3 protein-coding genes are annotated in these 5304 nt (G+C 67.5%); 1 reads left to right on the top strand and 2 read right to left on the bottom strand.

The window, feature by feature from the left end; genetic code table 11:
• Positions 1-3217: VWD domain-containing protein (locus AB0J87_RS64025; RefSeq protein WP_363985806.1), on the bottom strand; the 3217-nt coding region annotated here is incomplete at its 3' end.
• Positions 3218-3593: 376 nt separating this feature from the next.
• On the opposite strand from AB0J87_RS64025, the gene AB0J87_RS64020 reads away from it, so the two are divergent.
• Entirely contained in the window at positions 3594-4427 is an 834-nt protein-coding gene (locus tag AB0J87_RS64020) for a hypothetical protein (RefSeq protein ID WP_363985804.1), read from the top strand.
• Positions 4428-4535: 108 nt separating this feature from the next.
• Here the strand turns inward: AB0J87_RS64020 and AB0J87_RS64015 are convergent, their stop codons facing one another.
• Positions 4536-5168: a hypothetical protein gene (locus AB0J87_RS64015; protein WP_363985802.1), complete on the bottom strand. Its 633-nt coding sequence runs from the start codon at positions 5166-5168 to the stop codon at positions 4536-4538.
• Positions 5169-5304 lie beyond the last annotated feature (136 nt).

Here is a 5304-nt window from a genome sequence, read left to right as displayed (position 1 = left end):
ACGTCCAGCTGGCGTTCTGCCCCGGCCCGGTGGTGGTCAGCTTGACCGGTGCCCCGCCGGCGGTCAGGGAGCCGGTGACATCGCCCGCGATCACCCCTGCCGTCATCGGCCCCGGCCGCGCGACGGTCGGATCGACGACGATCGTGTAGGTGCCGTCCGCGGGAAGCGTGATGGTGTTGAAGGCGCAGGCCGTCGAGCAGTAGGTGGAGCCGTGCAGCGGCGTTCCGTCCGGTTTGCGGACCGAGGCGTAGGCGGAGCTGGTCAGCCCGCTGACCCCGAACGCGATCCGCTGCCCGGCCTTACCGGCGAACGACCAGTACGCGTCCTGCCCGGGAATCGTGCTCGTCAGTGTGGAGGGCGCTCCGAGCGCGACCGTCCCGGTGAGGTCGGTCACCTCGAACAGTTGCAGCGCGAGCGAGCCGGTCTTGGCGTCCTTCGGATCCCACACCACCGAGTAGGTGCCGGTGACAGGCAGGGTCTCGGTGTCGATGAAGCAGGTCTTGCCGCAGCTCTGCGACGCCAGGACGGTCCCGTCGGGTCGCTTCACCCGCAGGGTGGCGTCGCTGGTCGAACTCAGGGTGCCGTCGGTGAACTCGAAGGAGACCTTCTGGCCGGCTGTTCCGGCGAACGTCCAGGTGCCGTACTGGCCCGGCTGGGTGGTCGCCAGCGACACCTTCGGCCCGCCGATCGCCGCGGTCTTGACGACGTCGGGCGCGATCGTGCTCACGCTGAGCTTGTAGGCGCCGAACTCGTCCTCGTGCGGTGAGACGCGTAGCCGGTACGCGCCCGCCGCGAGGCCGTCGAGGCGCTTGCCACCGCACAGAGAGTTGGTGGCGACGCTCCCGCCCGTGGCGTTGAACAGCTCCCAGTTGAACCAGAGCCCTGGGCACTCCTGCGCGTCGACGAAGATCGAACCCGGCTGGCCCAGTGTGAACTGGTACTCGTCGCGCGCGACCTCGGTCTCCAGGTTGCCCGCTCCCGCGGCCGGGACGCCGTCCGAGGCCGTGAACGGCAGCGACACCGCGAACGTCTGTGGCGGCGTGACGTCCAGGTCGAGGTTGACGTTGTCGATCCCGAACGCCTGGTTCGAGATGCCCGCCACCCCGGTGGCCGTGGTCTTGAACTCGATCTGGCTCTTGTTGTGGGTGACCGGCATCGTGATCCGGTATTTGGCCCACGGCAGGCCGGTCGCCAGTTTCCCGGTCGCGACGGGCGTCAGCGTACTCGGCGTGATCGTGTACGGGGTGCCGCGGTCGGTCTCGACCTGGACCGTCTCGGTGTCGGAGTCGGACGCCCAGTCGCCGACGGCCAGCAGGTCGAAGCTCAGCGTCCCGCTCTTGTGAGACGGTAGCGCCTGCGCGTAGAACCGGTACGAATCCGTCCCGCTGAACGGCCCTGCGAACGTGCTCACCGCCGGATCGGCCGACACCCGCGACGGCCGCACGTTCGAGCTGAGCGCCCCCTGGAAGTCGATCGCCAGGTCCCCGTCCTCGTTGACGGTCTGCGCCGTCGGGTCGAGGATGGGTTTCGTCTGCTCGGCGGCGGCCTTCGCGAACGAGGTGTCCGCCGTGAGCGCGATGTCCAGGATGCAGTCGTTGAACTGGAGGCCCGCCGGGACGCCGTTCGCCTCGCACTGCGTGGTCGCCAGCTGGACCTGCTCGGGCGTCAGGTCGGCGACCGAGACGATCTTGGCCGGGAACGATTTGTTGGTGAAGGTCGCGGTGCTCTGGCCCGGACCGTAGGTGAACAGCGACTCGTTGTCGTCGATCCGCCAGGAGTCGGCGAAGCTGCTGTGCAGCACGGTCGGCGAGGCGTTGGCGGGCAACTGGGTGCCGTCCCGCAGCCGCAGGTCGTTCTTCGGGTTGCCGTCGGCGTCGCCGAGCAGGCCCACGAGGTCACTGTCGGGGGTCGGCGGCACGTAGAGGCTGGCGGCGCCCCTCCTCCAGGACAGGGCAGGGCCGGCCACGCCGTCGAACATGACGGCCCACTTGTCGTCCTTGCGCAGGATGAACGCGTTCTTGCCCAGGTAGAGGAGCTTGCCGGTGTCGAGCGTGCGCTTCTCGTTGTCGATGTACAGGTCGTCCTCGTGGAACTCGACCAGGTGGTCGCCGGCCTCCATCGCGGCATCGAACATCACCGAAACGTCCCTGCCGCCGCTGGCGGGGCTGAGCCGGCCCTGGATCTCCAGGTTCCACCTGTCGGACTGGGCGAGGATGAACTCGCCGACGGACTGCAGGTCGTAGCCCAGGCCGTCCGGGGTGGTGAAGTGCGGTTCGCCCTTCACCAGACTGCCGTGGTGGGTGAAATACCACCACAGGATGAGGCCGACCAGCGCCACAACGCCGAGCGCCAGCGCGGCCTCGACCGTGATGAAGCCGGCGTCGATCAGGAACGCCCTGCCCGCCTGGCTGGCGAGGAACAGCTCGATCTCAGCGGTCAGCTCGGCCGCGGCGAGCTCGACGCTGCCATAGGCGCCGATGTCCTCGGCGAGCGTGGTCGGCCCGACGGTCCGGATGCCCCTGATCAGCGGCAGAAGGTAGTCCGGGGGCTCCCACTTGAAGTCGTCGTCGTCCTCGTCCACGACCGGGATCTTGGCGGGCGGGCTGTTGGGATCCGCCGGGTCCTTCTGCCTTTCGCACTTGCGCTCCTTCTTCACCTCCCGGATGTCCAGGAGGCCGGAGGCCGGCGAGGTGGCCCTGTAGGTGGACAGCTGGAACCCCTTGGCGCCGCCACCGAGCGGGCACGTCTTTTCCTTGCCGTAGACCTGGAACCAGTCCTCGTACCCGCCCCAGCGGTCGAGGACCGACCCGGCGCGGACGCCGTTGACGCCGTTGGCGGCGATAGCCGAGACGTACCGGCCGACCTGGCGTGCCCAACCCTCATAGTCCGGGTTACCCTTGACCTTGGCCTCGACCACCTCGGCGAAGCTGGTGCCGATCCGGTCGTAGTAGACGATGTCGGGCCGATCGCGGCCGTTGTTGAGGTACGTCTCCCACTGGACGTCCGGGTTGATGACCGCGCCGGGCTGTGCGGGCGGCGGGACGCCGAGGTGGTCGTTCAGGTACTTGATGGCGCGCGCCTGCCCGATGGACTCGATGCCGCCGCCGGCGCTGCACTCGTTGGGCTGCTGGTAGATGTAGGTGCCGAGCGCGGGACGGGCGGTCAGGCAGAAGTTGTTGTTGATGCGGCGGCGGGTGGCGTACATGCGGTTGAACACGCAGCGCTTGTCACCTCTGCCGGCGTTCGACCAGTCGTTGCTGTTCGGGGGGCACTGGGCAGCGGCCGCGGTCGCCGCTGCCGCCATTCTGGCCGTTAATGTCTCTTGGACGGGTCCTAACAGTGACGCCACGAGCACACACGCCATAATCACGCAGAGACGCCGCATGCATTCACCTCGGATAAATAGGACATAAATATCGCAGCGGGACGGTACACCATGAAGATCGGCTTGCGGCAGATCTCGAATCACCACGTTCCGTGATCATTGACTATGCTGCGGTTCGGATCCGCTCTTGGGAGGCACCGTGGTCGTCCACCGGTCGTGGGAAATCGCATTCGACGCGCCGGTTTCACGGCCGGTGCGGGCGGCTCGGATGGTCGTCGCGGCTCATGGCCTCGATCGGGACGCCGTGCTCGTGCTGGACGCCGACAGCGACGAGTTCGTGACCGTCCCGGGGCTCCCGGCTCACCTCTCCCGCAATACGGTGTCGCTGTCGTCCGACGGGACCCGGCTGGTGTTCCTGTCGCGGCAGGACGACGGCGCCGGACCCACACGGGTGGTGCTGCACGAGCTCGCCACCGGAGCGCGGCAGGAGTTCGTCTCGGACGGTTTCGTGCGGGCGGCGCTCTCACCGGACGGCAGCCGGATCGCCGTCCTGGCCGACCTGTCGAACGGACCCGGAATCCCCGGCGTGGGCGACGAGATCGCCGGCATCGTGCTGATCGAGACCGCCACCGACGCCCGGCAGCCGCTCTGGTCGGCCGAGGGCTACTGGCAGGAAGACGCCATCAGCTGGTCCCCGGACGGGCGACTCCTCGCCGCCACCTATCTGACGCTGGACGACGTCATCACCACCGTCGTCCTCGACCTTTCCGGCAAGGTGATCGGCGTCCACGAGGATCGGGTCGCCCTGCCCGGGGCGCACTCCGTCTGGACGTCCGACCGGGAACTCATCGTCTACCCGGAGCCCGACGACGAGAGCCCACTCATCGCGATCGACGTCCCGACCGGAAGCGAGCGCCGCTTCACCAGGCGGAACTTCAGCGGCTACCTCGCCATCACCGATGGCCGGGTCGTGCGTCCGGGATCTTCGCCCGAGCGGGTCGTCACGACCGACCTCAACGACACCGACGAGCGTCCCTTCCTTACCTTCCGCCCCGCCGTGTCGATCGAGGCCATCGACATCGTCCCGTCCGCCGTCAGGTGACCCGATTTACCTCCACTTCGGCTCCAGAACGCCAGGCCGGCCTGTCCTGCGGCATGCCGCCAACTTGGACGGACGCGTCTCCGGCCGCAGGATCCCGACCGGCCGCCGCTAACTCAGCGCCGTCGACAGCCACTTGCCGCCCACTCGTACGTAGAGGCGTCTGTTGGTCGAGTCGACCGCAAGTGTCCCGTCGACCGGGGTGTGCGTGAACGAGGCGTCGCTGACCGCGCCCGCGACCATCCGCAGCGGCGGGTTGGGCTGATTCTTGGTCGGGACGGTACCGCCGGACTGCCCTCCGATGTTCGCGTAGCAGTTCTCCACCCGGAAATCGCCGGTGCTTGAGGCTTCGTAGTAAATGTGAGAGCCGGTCGGCTTTGTGGAGTAGCGCCCCACGACGTTACGCAGGACGGCGGTCGAGCCGGAGCCGGAGTAGAGATCGATCCCGGAGTTGACCGTCGCCGCCGACGAACCGTTGGCGATCAGCACGTTCTCCAGGGCGCCGGCGCTTCCCGCCCAGGCGATGATGTTCTGCGCAGTGGAATACCCGGACGCAAAACCACCCGCGTAAGCATAGATATTGGACGCATAGACATGCCTGCAGGACGCGTCGACCTTCAGATGAGGGCCGCCCTGCATCCTGGAGGTTTCGAATTTGCAGTCCGTCAGATAGATCCCGTTGGGATTATTGTTCTTCGCGGTGCCCTGGGTGATCCACAAGGCGCCGGTGCCGAATGCCTCCATGCGGCATCCGATGAAATGGATCTGGTTGACGTTGTCGGCACTGAGGTGATCTCAGAGAAATAATTCGGGCGATTGGGGATTTTCGGGACGCCCGGGGTGGCGTTTCGGGCCTTTCGGGAGAAGTCGTCGAAGGCCG

Origin of the sequence: Nonomuraea sp. NPDC049625, assembly GCF_040675285.1 — a bacterium.
In the GTDB taxonomy this organism is placed as follows: Bacteria; Actinomycetota; Actinomycetes; order Streptosporangiales; family Streptosporangiaceae; genus Nonomuraea; species Nonomuraea angiospora_A.
Note: the sequence above shows the minus strand (reverse complement) of the source record. Positions and strands in the feature narration are given on the sequence as shown.

Excerpts from the sequence above, each read along its gene's own strand:
- AB0J87_RS64020 (WP_363985804.1), top strand. The coding sequence starts at position 3,594 with ATGGTCGTCGCGGCTCATGGCCTCGATCGGGACGCCGTGCTCGTGCTG.
- AB0J87_RS64015 (WP_363985802.1), bottom strand. The coding sequence starts at position 5,168 with ATGGAGGCATTCGGCACCGGCGCCTTGTGGATCACCCAGGGCACCGCG.